Origin of the sequence: Isoptericola sp. NPDC057191, from assembly GCF_042670225.1 — a bacterium.
Taxonomy (GTDB): domain Bacteria; phylum Actinomycetota; class Actinomycetes; order Actinomycetales; family Cellulomonadaceae; genus Isoptericola.
Genome location: NZ_JBHUWC010000060.1, coordinates 1 through 20389, shown reverse-complemented (window position 1 = coordinate 20389; position 20389 = coordinate 1). Strand labels below are relative to the sequence as shown.

Genomic DNA, 20389 nt, shown 5'->3' with positions numbered 1-20389 from the left:
CACGGGACGGGCGGGTGGCCGGCGCGCGTCAGCGCCGGTCGCGCGCGACCAGCGTGAGGGGCTGGCTCCGCGTCTCGCCGAACCGGTTGGTGAGGACGGCCACGTACCGGTGCTTGCCGGCGGTGATGCCCTCCACCGTGAGGTCGGCCCGCTGACGTGCGGGCGTCGCGTCGACGAGCTCCTGCTCGGCGACGACGTCGCCGTCCTGCAGCAGGGTGACGCTCTCACCGTTCTGACCCCGGCCCAGGCTGACGTGGAACGTCGCCGTGCCGGCCCCCCGCAGCAGCGCGACGCGCTGCGACGCGTCGATCGTCACCGTGGGCGTGCCGGGCTCGGCCGTGGCCGGACCGGGCACCCGCTCGGCGGCGGGGGCGTCGGTCGTGAAGGCCAGGCGCGGCGCCGCCGGCGTGTCCATCCCCTCGCCGAGGAAGTACGACGTGTGCGGGGGCTGGTTGTAGGCGGTGTTCTGCCAGGCGACCGACTGCCGGTACTGCGAGTCGGACATCAGGGTCCGCAGCCGGTGCTCGGTCGGGATCGTCGTGGTGGCGATCCGCAGCGCCGTCGAGTCGGCGGTCCGGGTCACGATCTCCTCGCGCCAGTCACCGAACAGGTCGGCCTGCAGCGCCGGGTTGCCCTTCGTGTCGTTGTTCGACAGGGTCCCGGAGGCCCGGTAGAGCTCCACCTCCTTGGCGTTCTCGTAGTCCCACTTGGAGATGGTCGGCACGCCGGTGCGGGTCGCCTCGTCCCAGTCGTGGTCGGTGATCTCGGCCAGGAGGTCACCGTCCCAGAGCGTGAGGAAGTTGGCCGCCGGGATCGTCGAGGAGATCAGCTCGCCCGAGGCCGAGCGCAGCTGGCCGGTGCGCGAGTTCCACGCGGCGTCCCCGCCGACGGCCCAGCCCTCCGCGCCGTCATACCGCGGGTCGATGTCGCCCATCGCGGCACGGCCGGTGTCCTTCGTGGCCGGGATGGACCACAGGACCTCGCCGGTGGCGGCGTCCCGGAACGTCGCCCCGGTGTTGCCCGACTTCCCCATGTCCTCGTGGGCCGCGAAGACCTCGAGGCCGGGCCGGGACGGGTCGAAGTCGGAGACGTGCAGCGCGTCCCCGTGCCCGAGCCCGGTGTTGTAGAGCGCCTCGCCGTCGTCGTCGATCGTCATGGAGCCGTAGACGATCTCGTCCTTCTGGTCGCCGTCGACGTCGGCCGCGGTGAGGTTGTGGTTCCCCTGCCCGCGGTACTGGTCGCCCTGCTCGTCGGAGTCGAACACCCACCGCTTCGAGAGCTTCGAGCCGTCGAAGTCGTACGCGACGAGCACGGCGCGCGTGTAGTAGCCGCGGGCGAAGACCGCGCTCGGGTGCTCGCCGTCGAGGTACGCGGTCGCCGCGAGGAACCGGTCGACCCGGTTGCCGTACCCGTCACCCCACGAGCTGACGTCGCCGCGCGCGGGCGCGTAGTCGACCGTGTCGACGGCGGCACCCGTCTCGCCGTCGAAGACGGTGAGGAACTCCGGGCCGTCGAGCACGTACCCCGAGGAGTTGCGGTAGTCGGCGCGCGCGTCGCCGATCGTCACGCCCGCCCCGTCCACGGTGCCGTCGGCGGTCCTGGTCATGACCTCGGCGCGGCCGTCGCCGTCGTAGTCGAACACCTGGAACTGCGTGTAGTGCGCACCGGCCCGGATGTTCTTGCCGAGGTCGATGCGCCACAGCTTCGTGCCGTCCAGCTCGTAGGCGTCGAGGTAGACGTTGCCCGTGTACCCGCCCTTCGAGTTGTCCTGCGAGTTGGTCGGGTCCCACTTCACGACGAGCTCGTACCGGCCGTCGCCGTCCACGTCCCCCACGGAGACGTCGTTGGCGCGGTAGGAGTACGGCTGACCGTCCTTGGTGTACGCGTCGGCCGGCTTGTCCAGCGGGACGTCGAGCGTCTGGTCGTCCCACACGGAGAACTCCGGCGTGGCCCAGCGCTCGATGCCGTCGCGCACCGTGGCGACCCGGTAGGTCGAGCCTGCCGTGCCGTCCGGGTCCACGAGGTTGCTCGCGCCGGTCAGCGGCTGGTCCGTGATCCGCGTGCCGTCCCGGTAGACGTGGAACGCCACGTCGTCCGGGTCGTCGCCCAGCACCCGCCAGCCGACGTACACGCCGTCAGCACCGTCGTCGCCCGTCGCGACCGCCACCGGCGACCGGTCGAGACGCTCGGCCTGGCGGGCGAGCTTCGTCGGCGCCGGAGAGGTGACCGTCGCGGAGCGGTCGGACACGCCGCCCGCGTTCACAGACGCGACGGCGTACGTGTAGCCGACCGTGGTGAGGACGTCGGAGTCCGTGTAGGAGGGCTCGGACGCCCGCGCCAGCAGGGTGAGGTCCTTCCCGGGTGCGGCCCGGTACACCTGGTAGAAGAGCGCTCCGTCGACCTCGTCCCAGCTCAGCGCGACCGAGTGCTTCGCCACGTCGCCGACGGCGAGACCCGTGGGCACCGCGGCCTTCGCGACGTCCGGGTCGACCGTCACCAGCTCCACCGCGTTCGACGGCACGGACTCGGTGCCCGCCGCGTCGAGCGCGACCACCGTGTAGGTGTAGGTGAGCCCGACGTCGGCCGTCGTGTCGACGAACGACGCGCCGGTCGGCTCGCCGAGCGCCTCGGGCGCGTCCGCGCCCTCGGCCTGCCGGTACACCCGGTACCCGGCCGCGTCCTTCGCGGCCTCCCAGCTGAGCGAGACCGCGACGTCGGTGCCGTCGACCTGGACGTCGTCGGCCACGAGCTTCGTCGGCGCGTACAGCAGCGGCGTGATCTCGAGCCCGTTGAGCCAGCCGTCCGCGACGACGTCGAGCCGCCCGTCGGTGACGACCACCGGCTGGATCACCTTGGTCGAGAGGCTTCCCTTGCCCGCGTTGGACGAGCCGTAGTCCTTGCCCTCCAGCGTGGTGCCCAGCTTCGCCGTCCCGATCAGGTCGCCCCAGTGGACGGTGACCGCGTACGTCCCGTTCGGGACGTCGACGGCGAACGGCGTGCTCTTGCCGGGCAGGAGGAAGTCGCGTAGCAGGGCGCTCGGCTTCGGGTCGAAGCTGTCGCCGCGGTCACGCCCGCCCGGCACCGCGCCGGTGAACCCGTAGCCGCGTGCGGCCGTGTACGTGGTGGTCGGGTCGACGGGCAGGTACCCGTCCTGGGTCACGTTCCCGGCGAGCTGCATGTCGAACCGGTAGACCGGCGCCTTCGTCGTGGCGCGCACGGCCTGGGACGGCTCGGAGTCGCCCTTGCCGTTCACGGCGACCACCCGCACGTCGTAGGCCGTGCCCTGCTCGAGGCCCGTGACGTCCGCCTGCGCGATGGTCGACGTCGTCGCCAGCGTGTACGCGTCGTCCGCGGCGTCCGCCCGCTTGACCTGCACCTTGTAGATGTCCGCGCCGTCGACGGCGGTCCAGCGCAGGCGCGCGCTCGAGCTGGACACGCTGCCGGCCACGACGCCCGCGGGCCGTGCGGGCACCTCGGCCGGCGGCTCCGCGTCGACGACGTCGTCGGCGAGGGGGACGTCGAGCTCCTTGACGTCCTGCGCGACGAGCCGCGCCATCTGGATGGCGCCGTAGGTCTGGAAGTGGGTGTCGTCCTGCGTGCCGTTCGGCCGCCCGGCGTACACGCCCGCGGGCACCCACAGGAAGACGGACTTCGCCGCCTCCGGGCCGATGTCGGTGAGGTAGGCGCGGCTGGACGCCGACAGGTCGACCAGCGGCGTCCCCGTCTCCTCGGCGAGCTGGCGCACCTGCTCCACGTACTCGGGGAAGGACACGTTCGCCTGCCCCGTGGCGTCGAAGCTGCGCCGCGACACTGGGGTGACGAGGATCGGCGTGGCGCCGCGCTGCTTCGCGCCGTCGACGTAGGCCCGCAGGTAGTTGCGGTAGTCCGCGGGGGCCGCGTACCGGTCGTCGACGCCGTAGCTCGCGTCGTTGTGGCCGAACTGGACGAACAGGTAGTCGCCCGGGCGGATCTCGCGCAGCACCGTGTCGAGGCGGCCCTGGCTGATGAAGTTCTTCGACGAGCGGCCGCCGATCGCCTGGTTGTCCACGGCGACGTCGTCGGACAGGAACCGCTCCAGCATCTGACCCCAGCCCGCCTGCGGCGCGTAGCCGTCGGTGTAGGTCTGCACGGTGGAGTCGCCCGTGACGTAGGCGGTGGGCTGCTTCGCGGCCTCGCGCGGCGCCTGGCGCGTGATCGTCAGGCCCGCGAGGTTCGCCGCGGTGCCGGAGAGCTCGAGGTTGAGCTGGCCGTCGACGACGGCGATGTCGAAGCTCATCTCGAGGAACTCGCCCGCAGCCTTCTTCGTGGCCTGCACCTTGGCCATCTGCTCCGCGGTGACCGCGATGTCGGTGGCGCCCTGGGCGTCGCCCGCGACGAGGTCCACGGTGTAGTCGCCGTTCGGCACGTCGACGACGAGCTCCGTGTCGCCCACGGTGACGAAGTCGGAGCGCAGCGCGTCGGAGCCGCCCCGGTCGGTGCCGGTGACGGCGGACGGGTCGACGAAGCCGAGCCGGTGCTTCGCCGTGTAGGCGGTGGTGGCGTCGACCGCCGTCGCACCGCCGGAGACCGCACCGGGGCCGAAGTCCAGGACGAGGCCGCCCTCGGGGACGGTCGGGTCCGCGACGCCGTCCCCGACGAGCGAGCCCACCGTGGCCGCGGACGGCGCCGAGAGGGTGCCGTCGGCGCCGATCGCCTGTGCCCGGTAGTAGTGCACCGTCGTCGTGTCCACGTCGTCGGTGGCGTACACCGTGCGCGCGTCGGTGCGCGCGACCTCGGTGTACTCGCCGTCGACGGAGTCGCTGCGCGTCAGCACGTAGCCCGTGGCGCCGGCCACCTCGTTCCAGCGCATCGACAGCGCGCCGTCGACGGCGCGGGCGACCCGGACGGACGTCGGGGCCGCGGTGTCGGCGGCGGCCGCCGTCGTGACCGCGGGCAGACCGGCGAGGATCAGCCCGGCGGTCGCGACCCCCGCGGCGAGCGTGCGCCGGGCAGGGAGGTCCCCGCGTCGTCGGGGGTTCGGGTTAGCGCTTTCCATCGATGGACGCAGTGGTCGTGATCGTTCTGGCACGAATGCTCACCTCGGGGTCTCGTCGTCGAGCCGCCCTCGACCGCCGTCGTCGGCGTCGAGGTTGAATGGATTCAAGGAGAAGTGCGCCACCATGATGCCCGCCACCGGGAGACGCCACAACCCCTGCACCCCTCCGCCGAGGTAGCGCAAGACGTGCCGAGGTAGTTCCAGGCACGGCGAGGTAGCACCAGGCACGCCGAGGTAGCACCAGGCACGGCGAGGTAGCACCAGGCACGCCGAGGTAGCACCAGGAATGCCGAGGTAGTTCTCGAGCCGCGATGACTGAGCCTGATCGCGACTACCTCAGCGCGACCTTGACTACCTCGGCAACTGCGCAACTACCTCGGCGGGACCGGGACTACCTCGGCGGGACCGGGACTACCTCGGCAGGACCGGGACTCCCTCGGCGAGGCGTCAGACGCCTGCCTCGCGGGAGAAGCCCTCGATGTGGGCGCGGACGGCGGAGGCGGCTGCCGCGCCGTCACCGGCGGCGACGGCGTCCAGCACGGTCCGGTGCTCGGTGCGCAGCCGGGCCGCGGTGCGCGGCCACGACGGCAGCCGCTCGATGCCGACGGCGACGTAGCCGCCGATCGCGCCGCGCAGTCCGGTCATGACCGCCTCGACGAGGACGTTGCCGGCCATGCGGACGAACTCCAGGTGGAACGCCTGGTCGAGCTCGAGGAACTCGGCCGCAGGGACGTCGTCGTCCTCCATCCGTGCGAGCAGCCGACGCGCCTCCTCCAGGTGCGCGGCCGTGCCCGGCGCATGGTCGACGACCCGCTCCGCGGCCTGCGCCACGGCCCACGACTCGAGCAGCACCCGCGTGGCGACGACGTCCCGCACGGGCAGGGTCCCGGTCGCGACGTGCAGCCGGACCGCCGCACCCAGGCCCGCGGCGGGGCGGTCGATGACGACGGCGCCCGCGTTCGGGCCGGAGCCGACGCCGGGGCGCACGATGCCGAGGGCGTCGAGCACGCGGATCGCCTCGCGCACCGACGGCCGGGAGACGCCGAGGTCCTCCGCGAGCGCTCGCTCGCCCGGCAGCCGCTCGCCGAGGCCCCACCGGCCGGCGGCGATGCCTTCCTCGAGGTAGGCGAGGACTCGTTCATGGGTGCGCACGGGCCCAGCGTAACGACCGTGGCGACAATGGTCTGACCACATCGGCTACAGTGGCCGCGCGGTGCCGACCTCCGTGCGCCGCCGCCCTGCCCGCGCCATCCTGAACCTGCTGGACCGAGCCGACCGCCGCATCGCTGCGGCGCCGAAGGAGTACCGAGGAGTCGTATGCGCATCGCCCTCGCCGCCACCTGTCTCGCCGACACCCTGTTCCCCGGAGCCCCGCGCGCGACGGTGCGCCTGCTGGAGCGGCTCGGCCACGAGGTCGTGTTCCCCACCGACCAGGCGTGCTGCGGACAGATGCACGTCAACACCGGCTACTTCCGCGAAGCGGTGCCGGTGATCCGCAACCACGTGGAGACCTTCGCGCCGGTGGCGGACGGCGAGTGGGACGCCGTCGTCATGCCGTCCGGCTCGTGCACCGGGTCGGTGCGTCACCAGCAGGCGATGGTGTGCCGACGTGCCGGTCTCGACGACCTGGCCGCCACCGCGGAGGCGGTGTCCGCGAAGACGTACGAGCTGTCCGAGCTGCTGGTCGACGTGCTCGGCCTCACCGACGTCGGTGCGTGGTTCCCGCACCGCGTGACCTACCACCCCACCTGCCACTCGCTGCGGATGCTGCACGTGGGCGACAAGCCGCTGCGGCTGCTGCGCGCCGTCGACGCGATCGACCTGGTGGAGCTGCCCGCGGCCGACACGTGCTGCGGGTTCGGCGGCACGTTCGCGCTGAAGAACGCGGACACGTCGGCTGCGATGCTCGAGGACAAGACGGCGCACGTGCGCGGCACCGGCGCCGAGGTGCTCACCGCCGGCGACATGTCGTGCCTGATGCACATCGGCGGCGGCCTCTCCCGCCAGGGCACCGGGATCCGTGCGCTGCACCTGGCGGAGGTGCTCGCCTCCACCCGCGAGGAGCCGACGCCGTTGCCGGAGACGACGTTCACCCGGCCCGGCCGGGATGCCGCGCGCACGGACTCGGGGGTGGCGCGATGAGCCAGACGTTCCTCGGCCTTCCCCGGCCGCGACCCGCCACCACCACGGACGAGCCGTTCGGCCCCGTCCCGCACCCGCAGGAGCCGCTGCGCTGGGGTCAGGACTTCCCCGCCGCAGCGAAGCAGACGCTGGCGAACGACCAGCTGCGCCGCAACCTGGGCCACGCGACCCAGGTGATCCGCGCCAAGCGTGCCGCCGTCGTCGACGAGGTGCCGGACTGGGAGGCGCTGCGCGACGCCGGCTCCGCGCTCAAGCAGCAGGTCATGGCGCAGCTGCCCGACCTGCTGGCCACGCTCGAGGAGAACGTGACCGCACGCGGCGGCGTCGTGCACTGGGCGCGCGACGCGGCCGAGGCGAACCGGATCGTCGCCGACATCGCACGGTCCAAGGGCGCCGACGAGGTGGTCAAGGTCAAGTCGATGGCCACCCAGGAGATCGGCCTCAACGAGGCGCTCGCCGCCGACGGCATCGCCGCGATCGAGACGGACCTGGCCGAGCTCATCGTGCAGCTCGCCGACGACATGCCCTCGCACATCCTGGTGCCCGCGATCCACCGCAACCGGTCCGAGATCCGCGACATCTTCCTCGCCCGCATGGGCGACGCCCCGCCCGACCTGTCGGACGTGCCGCGCGAGCTCGCGATGGCCGCCCGCGCGCACCTGCGCCGCAAGTTCCTGTCGGCGAAGGTCGCGGTGAGCGGTGCGAACTTCGCCGTCGCGGACACCGGCACGCTCGCCGTCGTGGAGTCCGAGGGCAACGGGCGCATGTGCCTCACGCTGCCCGACACGCTGGTGACGGTCATGGGCATCGAGAAGCTGGTGCCCACCTTCGACGACCTCGAGGTGTTCCTCCAGCTGCTCCCCCGCTCCTCGACCGGCGAGCGGATGAACCCATACACGTCCCTGTGGACGGGCGTGACGCCGGGCGACGGCCCCCAGGAGTTCCACCTGGTGCTGCTCGACAACGGCCGCACCGACGTCCTCGCCGACGAGGTGGGGCGGTCCGCGCTGCACTGCATCCGCTGCTCCGCCTGCCTGAACGTGTGCCCCGTCTACGAGCGGGTGGGCGGCCACGCCTACGGCTCCGTCTACCCGGGCCCGATCGGCGCCATCCTCACCCCGCAGCTCACCGCCTCGTCGGGCGGCGTGTCCGGGCACCACGACCCGAACGCTTCGCTGCCGTACGCGTCGTCCCTGTGCGGAGCCTGCTACGAGGTGTGCCCGGTGAAGATCGACATCCCGTCGATCCTGGTGGACCTGCGCGCCCGGGAGGTGGACGCCGACCGGTCGTCGCGCGGCGTCGACCCGTGGCGCACGGCCATGAAGGCCGCGTCGTGGGTGATGGCCGACGGCGACCGGTTCGCGCTCGCGGGGCGTGCCGCGACGCTGGGCTCCGGGCTGGGTGGCCGCGACCACGCCCTCTCCGTGGCGCCGCCGCCGGCGTCCGGGTGGACCCGGTCGCGCGACCTGCCTGCCCCGCCGCGGCAGACGTTCCGGCAGTGGTGGCAGGCCGAGCACGAGAACGAGGAGGGCTCGCGATGAGCGAGGCACGCACCGAGGTCCTGGCGCGAGTGCGGGCGGCGCTCGGGCAGAGCGGGTCGGGCACGACGCCGTCGGGCAAGGTCGGGACCCCGCCTCGCCCCGAGCCGGTGCCGCGCGCCTACCGCGCCGCCGGGGAGCACGACGCCGGCTCGCCCGAGGTGCTGGAGCAGCTCGTCGACCGGCTGGTGGACTACAAGGCGCACGTGCACCGGGTCTCCGCCGCCGACCTGCCCACCACGATCGCCACCCTCGTCGCCGAGCTGTCAGAACCACGTGACGGTATGGCCGCTCCTGGTTCTGACAACTCTCCGGGCCCTGAGCTGTCAGGACTAGGTGAGGGTGGAGCGCCACGTGGTTCTGACAGCTCGCTGCGGGTCGTGGCGCCGAGCGGGCTCGACGACGCATGGCTGGCGGCGCTGCCCGCGGACGTCCAGGTCGTGCGCGACTCGCGCGAGCAGCCGCTCGCCCCGACGGACCTCGACGCCGTGGCCGCCGTCGTCACCTCCGCCCGGGTCGCCGTCTCCGAGACGGGCACGATCGTGCTCGACGGCGAGCCCGACCAGGGCCGGCGCGCGATCTCGCTGGTGCCCGACGTGCACCTGTGCGTCGTGCGGGCCGACCAGGCCGTGCAGACGGTGCCGGAGGCGGTCCGGCTGCTCGGCGAGCACCCGGACCGCCCCCTGACGTGGATCTCCGGCCCGTCCGCGACGTCGGACATCGAGCTGGACCGCGTGGAGGCCGTGCACGGCCCGCGGACCCTGCACGTCCTCCTGCTGGACTGATCCGCTCAGCCGTTCCGGCCCGGCGGGGTGCGCGGCGAGGTCCCCGGCGTGGCGTCGGTGAGGCCCGAGAGCAGCGCCTGGTACGCCGGCTTCTTCGCGAAGTCCTCGGTCATGATCGTGGCGTAGCCCTCCGGGAAGACGCCGGGCACCCACGACCGCCCGTCGTCGAAGCCCCAGACCGTGAAGCTGGTGCAGGCGGCGACGTCGAGGCATGCCTGGAGCAGCCGGTCGTACCGGTCCGTCTGGAGCGCGACCTGCTCGGCGGTCGGCTCGCCGTCGTCGCCGAGGGGCATGCGGACGTCGGCCTCGGTGACGGCCACCTTCAGCCCGAGGTCGGCGAACCGTTCGAAGTTGGCCCGCATCGAGTCGTCGAAGCCGTACTGGAGGCTCAGGTGGCTCTGCGCACCGAAGCCCTGCAGCGGAGCCCCGTCGGCGAGCAGCTCCTTCGCCAGCTCGTAGTACGCGTCGGTCTTGGTGTTGATCCCCTCCGCGTTGTAGTCGTTCATGAAGAGCAGCGCCTCGGGGTCGGCCTCGTGCGCCCACCGGAAGACGTCACCGATCAGGCCCACGGGGTCCTGCGCACAGGCCTTGAGGAACGGGTTCGCCTCGGTGCGCAGCCGCACGCCGCCGGCGTCCCAGTCGTCCTGCATGACCTCGTTGATCACGTCCCACTCGTAGATCTCGCCCGCGTAGCGGCCGACGACGGTGCGCACGTGGTCCTCGAGGACGTCGCGCGCCTCGTCACAGGTCCAGCTCTTGCTCGCCTCGGTGACCCACTCCGGGTTCTGGCTGTGCCACAGCAGCGTGTGCCCGCGGACCTCCTGGCCGTGGGCCCGTGCGAAGGCGACGACGGCGTCCGCGCCGGAGAAGTCGTAGACGCCCGGCTCGGGATGGATCTCGGCCCACTTCATGTCGTTCTCGGGGGTGACCGAGCCGAACTCGTCGCCGAGGATCTGCTGGAAGGTGCTCGGGTGCTTGCGGTCGTAGTCGAGCAGCTCCCGCTGGCCCCAGACGGCGCTGCCGATCTCGAGGTCGTGCGGCGCAGCGGAGCGCAGCGTGGGTTCGGGCCGCGCGGCCTGCGCCGCCGGGGCGGCCAGGGCCAGGACGGTGACGGCCGACGCCACGACGGCGGCGGCGCACCTGCGGTGGGGGGAATGGGACATCGTTGTTCCTCTCCGATCGAGACTTCTCTGGCTCGGGTCAGACGTCGGACAGGTCCGACGCTGCAAGATAACGATGTCGATAACGTTTTCGCAAGAGGCGGAGCCGGCCTCGCGAGGACGTTTCGGGCGTCACCCCTCCCCCACGTCCGCACGCGCCGGGATCGTGCGGCTGCCGCCGAGGCCGCACAATGGTTTCCCGTGACCGACAGCGCGCCGCGGGCCGACGGCCCGACGCCCGAGCCTCCGTCCGACGCCCTCTTCGACGTGCCGGAGGGCGCACGTCGGCCTGTCCGCCGGATCGTGCTCCTCACGGGGCCGTCGGGCTCGGGCAAGACGGCGCTCACCCGCCGGCTCGGCCTGCCGGTGGTCAACCTGGACGACTTCTACCGCGACCTCGACCACCCCGGCATGCCGATGCGGTTCGGCATCGTCGACTGGGACGACCCGGCCAGCTGGGACCGCGAGGCGGCCCTCGACGCGCTGCGCGACGTCGTCGCGACGGGCCGCGCCGAGGTGCCCGTCTACGACATCCCGACGTCCCGCCGCACGGGCACGACCGTCCTGGAGACGGCGGAGGCGCCGGTCGTCGTGGCGGAGGGCATCTTCGCCGCCGAGCTGGTCGCGGCCTGCCGGAGCGAGGGCATCCTCGCCGACGCGATCTGCCTCGCCCGGCCGCGCCTGATGACGTTCTGGTTCCGCTTCCTGCGCGACGTCGCGGAGGCCCGCAAGCCGGTGCCGACCCTGGTGCGCCGTGGCTGGGGACTGCTGCGCGCCGAGCCCGCGCTCGTGCGCCGCTGGGTGAGGCTCGGCTGCCGCGCCGTGTCGCCCGCGCAGGCGGAGCGGGACATCCGCGCCCTCCTCGCGGCATAGCTCGGAGCAGCCTCGGCCCGACGACGTCCGCGGCGCTACGGTGGGGCGATGTCGCCCGTCAAGCAGTTCCAGGTCACGTTCGACTGCGCGGACCCGGAGCGCGTCGCCCGCTTCTGGTGCGAGGTGCTGGGGTACGAGCTGCCCGCCGGCGTGACGTGCGCCGCCGTCGACCCCACGGGCGTAGGCCCGCGGCTGTACTTCCAGCGCGTGCCCGAGGGCAAGGTCGTGAAGAACCGCGTGCACCTGGACGTGCGGGTGGGCACGGGCCTGGTCGGCGACGAGCGCCTCGCCGCCCTGCGCGCCGAGCAGGCGCGCCTGGAGCCGCTCGGCGCGGTCTACCTGTACACGCAGTACGCCGACGGCGAGGAGGAGTCCTGCATCACGATGCAGGACGTCGAGGGCAACGAGTTCTGCATCGACTGACGGCCCGGGGCGTCAGCGGAGGAAGACCAGGGCGGCCCAGCGCAGCAGCGCCCACGCGACGACGACGACGGCGGCCGCGACGACCCAAGGCCGGCGCCGGCCTGCGACGCCCGTCCCGACGGCGCCGACCAGCGCGAGCGGCGGGAAGTACAGCACCGCGATCCCGCAGATCGCCAGCGCCGCGGCGTACGACGGCGTCAGGCCGCTGTGCGCGGCGAGCGCACCCTGGTCGAGCACGGCGTGCCCGCCGCTGGTCTCCTGCGCCACGTCGTCCTCTTCCTGCCGGTCCGTCGGCACGCCGACCGCGCCGCTGCCGTGACCCTAGGGGTCGCGGCGCGGCAACGGTAGGGGTTCGTCGAGCAGCTCCAGGAGCCGGGTGGTGGTGCGCCAGGTCCGCACGGTCATCTGCTGGAAGACGGGGAGGGCCATGAGTCGCTGGATCCGCGTCCGTCGCGCCTGCGCGGCGACACGGGAGAAGTAGACGGCGCCCGGCCCGGGCGCGACGGCGTCGACGCCGTCGCGCAGCTCGGGCATCACGTCCAGCACCTCTCGCGCGGTGAGCGGCGCCTTGAGGAAGTAGACGTCGCTGCGCAGGGTGTCGGAGCCATGGTCGGGCGGCGCGGCCTCGACGGTGGCCGAGAGCTCGTCGCGCGAGCGGACCAGCGTGGGGACGGCGAAGCCGAACCGGTCCGCGAGCGCCGCCTCGATCGTCGCCTCCAGCTCCGGCCCGCTCGCCGGGTGCGCGGCGAGCAGGACGTTGCCGCTGCCCTGCACGGTGCGCACGACGCCGAGGCCGGCGCCCTCGAGGCAGGCGACGAGGTCCGGCATCGCGACCTGGTGGTGGCCGCCCACGTTGAGGCCGCGCAGCAGCGCGACGGACGTGGGCGACGCCGGCTCGGTGGCCATGAGCCCACCGTGCCACCGGCCTCCGACAGGCCCCCGGCGCGCTCCACGCTTCAGGTTGGTGAGAGACGGGCGAAAATGGTGGAGCAGGACTTTGGGGCCTTGCAGATTTCGCACGCCGACCTCGACGCAACCCATGCGTTCGGCGACCTCCTCATACTCGCGCTGTTCATCGTGGGCGGGATCGCTCTCGCCGGCGTCGGCGGCCTCATCGCCTCGCTACGTCCCCGCACCCCGCGGCCCCCACAGGGGCCCAGCGGCGGCGCCGTTGCACTCGGTGAACTCATCGAGGTCTTCCAACCCTCACGCACCCATACTCGCGAGGACCTCGAGTACAAGCGCCTGGAGATCACGCAGGCACCCGGGACAGACCTGGGGGTCTCGGTAGACCTGGAACGTGGCCAGGCACTCATCAACCTCCCAGTCGACCAGAGACCGGGAACGACATCGCTGAGCAACCGGTAGCGGCCAGCGACCCGAAGCCATCAGCCCTCAAGGAGGCGCTGTGCGCCGGATCGACATACAAGGTGGCATGTTCGCTGCCGTTGAGCTGTGTGCACACGGGTTGAGTCGCAAGATCGCGCTCGACGACAGGCATCTGTTGCTCCGCGATGGCCCCGAGCGTCACCGCCGGAAGCAGACATGCGACGGTCAATACACCGGCAGCCCACGCACGGCGGCCTCGCCATCGACGCCTACCACGCACTGCCAGGGCGACAACGGACCCGATGACCACGATCAGGAAGAGCAAACGGAACCACGTGGCCAGCGGTGCGTACGGTCCCGCCCTGGCATGCCACAGAATCGCTGCTATCATAGAGGCGATATCACTAGAGGAGGACGCTCGATGGAACAGGTGTTGATCCGAAGCCTTCCCGACGGCACCAAGGCCAGCCTGCGGGCGCGCGCCGAGCGCAACCATCGATCGGTCGAGGCGGAGGCACGCGCGATCCTCAGCGCCGCCCTCTCCGAGCAGCCCGCGAGCCTCGTCGAGCTTCTCGCCGACCGACGTCCGGAGGCCGACTTTGACTGGGACCCGCCTGCCACCCGAGTCGGCGTTCGCGAGGTCGACTTCTGATGTACGTGCTGGACACGAACGTCATCTCCGCCTTGCGGGTGCCTGGCAGGGCTCCGGCGGTGGAGGCATGGGTCAGGAGCGTCCCGCTAGTCGACCAGTTCACGACGGCGTTCACCCTCGGGGAGATCGAACAGGGGATCCGGGTCAAGGAGCGGGAAGACCAGAAGCAGGGCGCGATCCTGCGGGAATGGTTCGAGGCCCAGGTGCTGCCCACCTTCGCGACCACCCACCGGGTCCTGCCCTACGACGTCCGTGCCGCACGGATCTTCGGGCGCTACCCCTTCCCGGAGGGCGCTCCCGCCGACGATGCGCTCATCGCCGCGACCGCCGAGGCACACGGCATGGTCGTGGTGACCCGGAACGTCAAGCATTTCGCACCCCTGGGCGTCCGGCTCCTCGACCCGTGGGAAGCGCGGCACTAGAGACCAAGGCATGTCCATCGCGACGGCGCCGTGACGTCATGAGAATGTCACACGCCGGTCATCGGCCCCACACCATCGCCGCTCACGCTGAGGGCAGGAGGTGGTCCAGATGGCCGAGCGCGGAGTTCTTCGAGTCCTGTCCCTCTACGAGGGATTCTTCAGCGGTGGCGCGCGGGTGCTGCACTCGTCGGTGGTGGCCGGCCTGCACGGTCAGGGCCGCCAGCGGCACGCCGTGCTCAGCATCCACGCCGAGGTGCGGCGCGAGTCCGCCCGTCAGCGCATGGTGGACGACCCCCGGTACCGGCGGCTGACGGCGGCGGGCGTGCGGGTGGCGTCGCTCGGCCGGTCCACCGAGGTGCCGCACGACCCGGAGGTCCTCACGGACGCAGAGGCCGAGGTCCTGGCCCGCGAGCTGCGGGGCACGGACGTCGTGCTCTCCCTCAAGGAGCAGCCGCTGCGCCTGTTCTCCCGTCCCGACGTGCTCCCCGACCGACCCGTCGTCGCGTGCCTGCACCGGTCCGACCCGCAGAACCAGGGGTCCGGGCTCGGGCACCTGCTGGCCGCCGCGGACGACGGACGGCTCGCGGCCGTCGTGTGCTGCGCGGAGTCGACGCGCGCCGCGTACGAGGCGGCCGGGGTGCCGGCGCACCTGCTGCGGGTGATCCCGAACGGCGTCGACCTGACGCGCTTCCGCCCCGTGCCCGCGGCCCGCCGCCTCGCTTTGCGCGGGGCGCACCGCCTCCCGGTCGACGGCATGGTCGTGACGTACGCGGCGCGCTACGACGCGATGAAGAACCCGCGACTGTTCGTGGCGGCGGCGCGCGAGCTGCTCGGGCGCGACGACGACGCGCACGTCGTGATGTGCGGGGCGGGCATGAGCCCGACCAACCCGGAGCTGACGGCCGACCTGGCGCTCGCGTTCGCCGACCGGCCCGACCTGCTCGGCCGCGTGCACCTGCTGGGCGTGCGGCACGACTTGGAGCAGGTGCTGGCTGCGTCGGACGTCGTGGCGCTCACGTCGGCGTTCGGCGAGGCCGCCCCGCTGTGCCTCATCGAGGGTGCGATGTGCGGCGCGGTGCCCGTGACGACGCCGGTCGGCGACAGCGCGCGGATCGTGGACGGCATCGGTCTGGTGACCGGCTTCGACCCGGCAGAGATCGCGGCGGCCTGGGTCGAGGCCGCCGCCCGTCGCGACAGCCTCGCGGCGGCGCTCGTCGGGGCGCGGCCCCGGTTCAGCCACGTGCGGATGCTGTCGTCGTACGCGGCCACGGTCGAGCGCGCCCACCGCGGGCTGGGGCTGACGCTCGCCCGCGGCTGACGCCGCCCCGACCCGGCCCGGTGTCAGCGCGTCGAGTCGCGCAGCCGCACCTCGAAGTCGACCTCGGTGACGGCTCCGGGCGCGGCCTCGCCGACGGCGGCGCGCACGGCGAGGCTGCCCATCTCCTCGAGCGGGATGCGGACGGTCGACAGGGCGGGCGCGTGGTCGCGCAGCGTGGGGACGTCGTCGAACCCGGCGACGCGCACGTCGCGCGGCACCTCGACGCCGAGCTCGCGCAGGCGGGCGATCAGGCCGATCGCCATCACGTCGGTGACGGCGAAGACGCACAGCGGCTCGCCGCCGGACGCGTCGTCGCGGACGAGCTCGGCGACGTCGTCGCCGGCCGCGTAGCCGCCGTCGCGGGAGAACTCCGCGGTGAGGACCTCCCCGACCGTGCCACCCCCGGCGCGCGCCGCCGCGGTGAACGCGTCCGTGCGCTCGCGCGACGTCACGACCCGGGCCGGGCCGCCGAGCACCACGAAGCGCCGCTGCCCCTGGGCGAGCAGCGCCTCCGCGAGGGCGCGCGCGCCGGCCGCGTTCGGCGGCCGCACCACGGACCCGTCGCCCACGGGCTGGCCGACGATGACGGACCGCCCGCCGGCGGTGACGAACGCGTCGAGCTCGGCGGCGAGGGCCGCGTCCTCGTCGGGCGTCCACCGCGTGCCGGCGACGACCACGGCGTCCACGCGGTGCGCCGCGAACGCGGCGACCGCCTCCCGCTCGGCCTCGGGGTCCCGCCCGGTCGAGGCGAGCAGGACGAGGCGTCCGCTCTCGCGCGCCGCCGCCTGCGCGCCCGCGGCGATGGAGGAGAAGTAGGGGTCCGAGATGTCCTGCACCACGAGGCCGAGGAGCCCTGACCGGGCGCGCGCCAGCGCCTGGGCCTGGGCGTTCACCACATAGCCCAGCTCGGCCGCCGCCGCCCGGACCCGGGCGACCAGCTCCGCGCCGGGCTGTCGCGCCGACCCGTTGAGCACCCGCGACGCCGTGGCGAGGGAGACCCCCGCGCGGTCCGCGACGTCCTGCAGCCTCGCTCGTGCCACGTGGTCCTCCTGCTCTGTCGGGGCGAGACGCCTTGACGCGCTCGCCGCACACACCTTACCGTGATCGGGAAAGCGCATTCCCCTGCCGCTCGGCATCGGGTCCGTGCAACCGCCCCGGCGCCGCCCGCGCCGACGACGAAGGAGTCCTGAGTGAGCACACCCACGCGCACCCTGCGCATCGCGATGAACGGCGTCACGGGCCGCATGGGCTACCGCCAGCACCTCGTGCGCTCCATCCTGCCGATCCGCGAGCAGGGCGGCGTCGAGCTGCCCGACGGCTCGCGCGTCCAGGTGGAGCCCGTCCTCGTGGGACGCAACGAGTCCAGGCTCGCCGAGCTGGCCGCGCTGCACGGCGTCGAGCAGTACACCACCGACCTCGACGGGATCATCGCGGACCCCGCCACGGACATCGTCTTCGACGCGTCCATGACCTCGCTGCGCGCCAAGACCCTCACCAAGGCGATGCAGGCCGGCAAGCACGTCTACACCGAGAAGCCGACCGCCGAGACGCTCGCGGAGGCCGTCGAGCTCGCCCGCCTGCGCGAGGAGACCGGCGTCACCGCCGGCGTCGTGCACGACAAGCTGTACCTGCCGGGCCTGGTCAAGCTGCGCCGGCTCGTCGACGAGGGCTTCTTCGGCCGCATCCTGTCGCTGCGCGGCGAGTTCGGCTACTGGGTGTTCGAGGGCGAGCACCAGGCCGCCCAGCGCCCGTCGTGGAACTACCGCAAGGAGGACGGCGGCGGCATGACCACGGACATGTTCTGCCACTGGAACTACGTCCTCGAGGGCATCCTCGGCGCGGTCCGGACCGTCAACGCCCAGACCACCACGCACATCCCCACCCGCTGGGACGAGCAGGGCCGCGAGTACGCCGCCACCGCCGACGACGCCGCCTACGGCATCTTCGAGATCGAGACGCCGGGCGGCGACCCCGTCGTCGCGCAGATCAACTCCTCGTGGGCCGTGCGCGTGTACCGCGACGAGCTCGTGGAGTTCCAGGTGGACGGGACGCACGGCTCCGCCGTCGCGGGCCTGCGCAAGTGCGTCGCGCAGCAGCGGGCGCACACCCCGAAGCCGGTGTGGAACCCGGACCTGCCCGTCACGGAGCCGTTCCGCGACCAGTGGCTCGAGGTGCCCGCCAACGCCGACCTCGACAACGGCTTCAAGCTGCAGTGGGAGGAGTTCCTGCGCGACGTCGTCGCCGGGCGCCCGCACCGCTTCGACCTGCTGTCGGCCGCGCGCGGCGTGCAGCTCGCCGAGCTGGGGCTACGCTCCTCGGCCGAGGGTCGCCGCCTCGACGTCCCGGAGATCACGCTGTGACGACGACGCCCGCCCTCCGACCCGCGCCGGCGCCCGAGCTGGCGACCAGCGGCGTCACCGTGCGCCTGCCCCGGTTCGACGCCTCCGGGCGCGCCACCGGCACCGAGGTGCGCGAGCTGCACGCGCCCGGTCCGTGGACCACGCCCACCGGGCCGATCACCTCGCGCGTCGCGTTCGCCGCCGCGCACGTCGTGCCCCAGGTCGGCGCGGAGAACGTGCCCGGCGCGCCCGCCGTCGTCGACTGGGACGCGACGCTCGCGTACCGCCACCGCATCTGGGAGCACGGCCTGGGCGTCGCCGACGCCATGGACACCGCGCAGCGCGGCATGGGCCTCGACTGGGCGGCCACGCAGGAGCTCGTGCGCCGGTCCTCCGCGGAGGCGGCCTCCGTCGGGGCGCGCATCGCCTGCGGCGCGGGCACCGACCAGCTCGACCCCGCCCAGGTCGCGACGTGGGAGCCCGGCGACCCTGCCGCGCTCGCCGCCGTCGTCGACGCGTACCGCGAGCAGGTGCACGTCGTGCAGGACGCCGGCGCGCAAGTGATCGTCATGGCCTCCCGCGCCCTGGCACGGGCGGCCCGCTCCCCCGAGGACTACGCCCGCGTCTACGACGCCGTCCTCGCCGAGGCGGACCGGCCCGTCGTCCTGCACTGGCTGGGCACGATGTTCGACCCGGCCCTCGCGGGCTACTGGGGGTCCGACGACATCGCCTCGGCCACGGCCACCTTCCTCGACGTCATCACGGCGCACCAGGACAAGGTCGACGGCGTCAAGGTCTCACTGCTCGACGCCGGCCACGAGATCGGGCTGCGTCGTGCGCTCGCCGCGCTCGACGGCTCGCCCGTCCGGCTCTACACCGGCGACGACTTCAACTACCCCGAGCTGATCGCGGGCGACGAGCAGGGCCACTCCGACGCCCTGCTCGGCATCTTCGCGGCGATCTACCCGGCGGCGTCCACGGCGCTGCAGGCGTTCGACGCCGGCGCGGCGGGCGACCCCGACGGCGCGGCCCGCGGGCACGCGATCCTCGCGTCGACGGAGAAGCTGGGGCGGCACATCTTCGCCGCGCCGACCTACTACTACAAGACGGGCGTGGCCTTCCTGTCCTGGCTGAACGGGTTCCAGCCCGGCTTCCAGCTGGTCGGCGGCCTGCAGTCCGGCCGGTCGCTCGCGCACCTGGTCGAGCTGGCCCGCCTCGCCGACGGGTGCGGCCTGCTGCTCGACCCGGCGCTGGCCGCCCGCCGCCTCGACGCCCTCCTGACCACGCACGGGGTGACGGCATGAGCGCCGCCGACCTGAGCCGCTGCTCCCTCAACACCGCGACGGTCAAGCACGCCACCCTCGCCGAGGCGGTCGACGCCGCGGCGGCTGCAGGCCTCGGTGCCGTGGGCCTGTGGCGCCACCAGGTGCAGGAGCACGGCGCGGACAAGGCCGCGCGGATCGTCACGGACGCCGGCCTGCGGGTCTCGTCCCTGTGCCGCGGCGGCTTCCTCACCGCCGCCGACGACGCGGGCATCGCCGCCGCGCTGGACGACAACAGGCGCGCCATCGAGGAGGCGGCGGGGGTCGGGACGCGCGAGCTGGTGTTCGTCGTGGGCGGCCTGCCTGCCCTCAGCACGCCCGGCCAGGGCCCCCGGCGCGACGCCGGGCCGGGCGACCGCGACGTCGTCGCCGCCCGCGCCCGCGTCGCCGACCGCATCGCCGAGCTGGCGCCGTTCGCGGCCGAGCACGACGTGCGCATCGTGCTCGAGGCGCTGCACCCGATGTTTGCCGCCGACCGCGCGGTGATCTCCACGCTGGGGCAGGCGCTCGACCTGGCGGCGCCGTTCGCGCCCCAGACCGTGGGCGTGGTCGTCGACACCTACCACGTGTGGTGGGACCCGCAGCTGCGCTCGTCGATCGCGCGGGCCGGGGCCGAGGGCCGCATCGCGGGCTACCAGGTGTGCGACTGGAACCTGCCGCTCGCCGCCGACCCGCTCAACTCGCGCGGCCACGTGGGCGACGGGTACGTCGACTTCCCGACGATCTCGCGCTGGGTGGCCGAGGCGGGCTACACCGGCGACGTCGAGACCGAGATCTTCAACGAGCAGATCTGGGCCGACCACCCGCACGCCACGGCGCGCACCGTCGGCGAGCGGTACGCGCGGCACGTGCAGCCGTACCTGGAGGGCTCGCCCGAGAACGAGCCGGAGCACACCGGGCCCTGACACCCCGGTGCGGGCCGGTCGCCGACGCCGGGTGCGCGCAGTCGTTGTCACCGCCCTTGTCCGGACAGTCCTTCCCCAGCTCCAGCCCGCTGGGGACGTACCCGCGCTCCAGATAGGCCTCGATGCCCGCACGCCCGTTGTACGGG

General features: G+C 73.2%; 18 protein-coding genes. 12 read left to right on the top strand and 6 right to left on the bottom strand.

Annotated features, from left to right (window positions below; genetic code table 11):
* Nucleotides 1–28: 28 nt before the first annotated feature.
* On the bottom strand, nt 29–5035 hold the full coding sequence (locus ACFT55_RS10010) for a fibronectin type III domain-containing protein (RefSeq protein WP_380243670.1): 5007 nt from the start codon (nt 5033–5035) through the stop codon (nt 29–31).
* Nucleotides 5036–5482: 447 nt separating this feature from the next.
* Entirely contained in the window at nt 5483–6187 is a 705-nt protein-coding gene (locus ACFT55_RS10005) for a FadR/GntR family transcriptional regulator (RefSeq protein WP_380243669.1), read from the bottom strand.
* Between the two features lie 165 nt (nt 6188–6352).
* On the opposite strand from ACFT55_RS10005, the gene ACFT55_RS10000 reads away from it, so the two are divergent.
* The 3 genes from ACFT55_RS10000 to ACFT55_RS09990 are packed head-to-tail and all read left to right on the top strand — an operon-like array spanning nt 6353 to nt 9500.
* Nucleotides 6353–7177, top strand: coding sequence for a (Fe-S)-binding protein (locus ACFT55_RS10000; protein WP_380243668.1), 825 nt, complete (start codon nt 6353–6355; stop codon nt 7175–7177).
* Nucleotides 7174–8718: a LutB/LldF family L-lactate oxidation iron-sulfur protein gene (locus ACFT55_RS09995; RefSeq protein WP_380243667.1), complete on the top strand. Its 1545-nt coding sequence runs from the start codon at nt 7174–7176 to the stop codon at nt 8716–8718. The genes ACFT55_RS10000 and ACFT55_RS09995 overlap by 4 nt, the downstream gene beginning before the upstream one ends.
* Complete coding sequence (locus ACFT55_RS09990) at nt 8715–9500, top strand: lactate utilization protein C (protein WP_380243666.1); 786 nt, start codon at nt 8715–8717, stop codon at nt 9498–9500. Before ACFT55_RS09995 ends, ACFT55_RS09990 begins: the two co-directional genes overlap by 4 nt.
* A gap of 5 nt (nt 9501–9505) precedes the next feature.
* On the opposite strand, the gene ACFT55_RS09985 is transcribed toward ACFT55_RS09990, so the two are convergent.
* Complete coding sequence (locus ACFT55_RS09985; RefSeq protein WP_380243665.1) at nt 9506–10663, bottom strand: endo-1,4-beta-xylanase; 1158 nt, start codon at nt 10661–10663, stop codon at nt 9506–9508.
* A 198-nt stretch (nt 10664–10861) separates the two neighbouring features.
* Here ACFT55_RS09985 and ACFT55_RS09980 point away from each other — a divergent pair, with 198 nt between their 5' ends.
* Together ACFT55_RS09980 and ACFT55_RS09975 are read left to right on the top strand one after the other, a co-directional pair.
* Entirely contained in the window at nt 10862–11533 is a 672-nt protein-coding gene (locus ACFT55_RS09980; protein ID WP_380243664.1) for a uridine kinase, read from the top strand.
* 48 nt (nt 11534–11581) lie between these two features.
* The gene (locus ACFT55_RS09975) at nt 11582–11956 is read left to right on the top strand and encodes a VOC family protein (protein ID WP_380243663.1); all 375 of its coding nucleotides are present in this window, start codon (nt 11582–11584) and stop codon (nt 11954–11956) included.
* Between the two features lie 12 nt (nt 11957–11968).
* Here ACFT55_RS09975 and ACFT55_RS09970 read toward each other — a convergent pair whose 3' ends face one another.
* Entirely contained in the window at nt 11969–12223 is a 255-nt protein-coding gene (locus tag ACFT55_RS09970) for a hypothetical protein (protein WP_380243662.1), read from the bottom strand.
* Between the two features lie 54 nt (nt 12224–12277).
* Complete coding sequence (locus ACFT55_RS09965; RefSeq protein WP_380243661.1) at nt 12278–12862, bottom strand: DUF1697 domain-containing protein; 585 nt, start codon at nt 12860–12862, stop codon at nt 12278–12280.
* A 75-nt stretch (nt 12863–12937) separates the two neighbouring features.
* Between ACFT55_RS09965 and ACFT55_RS09960 the strand changes: the two genes are divergently transcribed.
* The 4 genes from ACFT55_RS09960 (at nt 12938) to ACFT55_RS09945 (ending at nt 15677) form a co-directional block, all read left to right on the top strand.
* Nucleotides 12938–13324 carry a hypothetical protein gene (locus ACFT55_RS09960; protein WP_380243660.1) on the top strand — a complete coding sequence of 129 codons (387 nt, stop codon included), beginning with the start codon at nt 12938–12940 and terminating at the stop codon, nt 13322–13324.
* Nucleotides 13325–13706: 382 nt separating this feature from the next.
* Entirely contained in the window at nt 13707–13937 is a 231-nt protein-coding gene (locus ACFT55_RS09955; protein WP_380243659.1) for an Arc family DNA-binding protein, read from the top strand.
* A complete protein-coding gene (locus tag ACFT55_RS09950) occupies nt 13937–14359 on the top strand; it encodes a type II toxin-antitoxin system VapC family toxin (protein ID WP_380243658.1) in 423 nt (140 codons plus the stop codon). The genes ACFT55_RS09955 and ACFT55_RS09950 overlap by 1 nt, the downstream gene beginning before the upstream one ends.
* A gap of 109 nt (nt 14360–14468) precedes the next feature.
* Nucleotides 14469–15677, top strand: coding sequence for a glycosyltransferase (locus ACFT55_RS09945; protein WP_380243657.1), 1209 nt, complete (start codon nt 14469–14471; stop codon nt 15675–15677).
* Between the two features lie 23 nt (nt 15678–15700).
* Here ACFT55_RS09945 and ACFT55_RS09940 read toward each other — a convergent pair whose 3' ends face one another.
* A complete protein-coding gene (locus ACFT55_RS09940) occupies nt 15701–16717 on the bottom strand; it encodes a LacI family DNA-binding transcriptional regulator (RefSeq protein WP_380243656.1) in 1017 nt (338 codons plus the stop codon).
* A gap of 183 nt (nt 16718–16900) precedes the next feature.
* Here ACFT55_RS09940 and ACFT55_RS09935 point away from each other — a divergent pair, with 183 nt between their 5' ends.
* The 3 genes from ACFT55_RS09935 (at nt 16901) to ACFT55_RS09925 (ending at nt 20243) form a co-directional block, all read left to right on the top strand.
* Entirely contained in the window at nt 16901–18037 is a 1137-nt protein-coding gene (locus ACFT55_RS09935; protein WP_380243672.1) for a Gfo/Idh/MocA family protein, read from the top strand.
* Between the two features lie 65 nt (nt 18038–18102).
* On the top strand, nt 18103–19320 hold the full coding sequence (locus tag ACFT55_RS09930) for a dihydrodipicolinate synthase family protein (RefSeq protein WP_380243671.1): 1218 nt from the start codon (nt 18103–18105) through the stop codon (nt 19318–19320).
* Entirely contained in the window at nt 19317–20243 is a 927-nt protein-coding gene (locus ACFT55_RS09925) for a sugar phosphate isomerase/epimerase family protein (RefSeq protein WP_380243655.1), read from the top strand. Before ACFT55_RS09930 ends, ACFT55_RS09925 begins: the two co-directional genes overlap by 4 nt.
* Nucleotides 20244–20389: the final 146 nt, after the last annotated feature.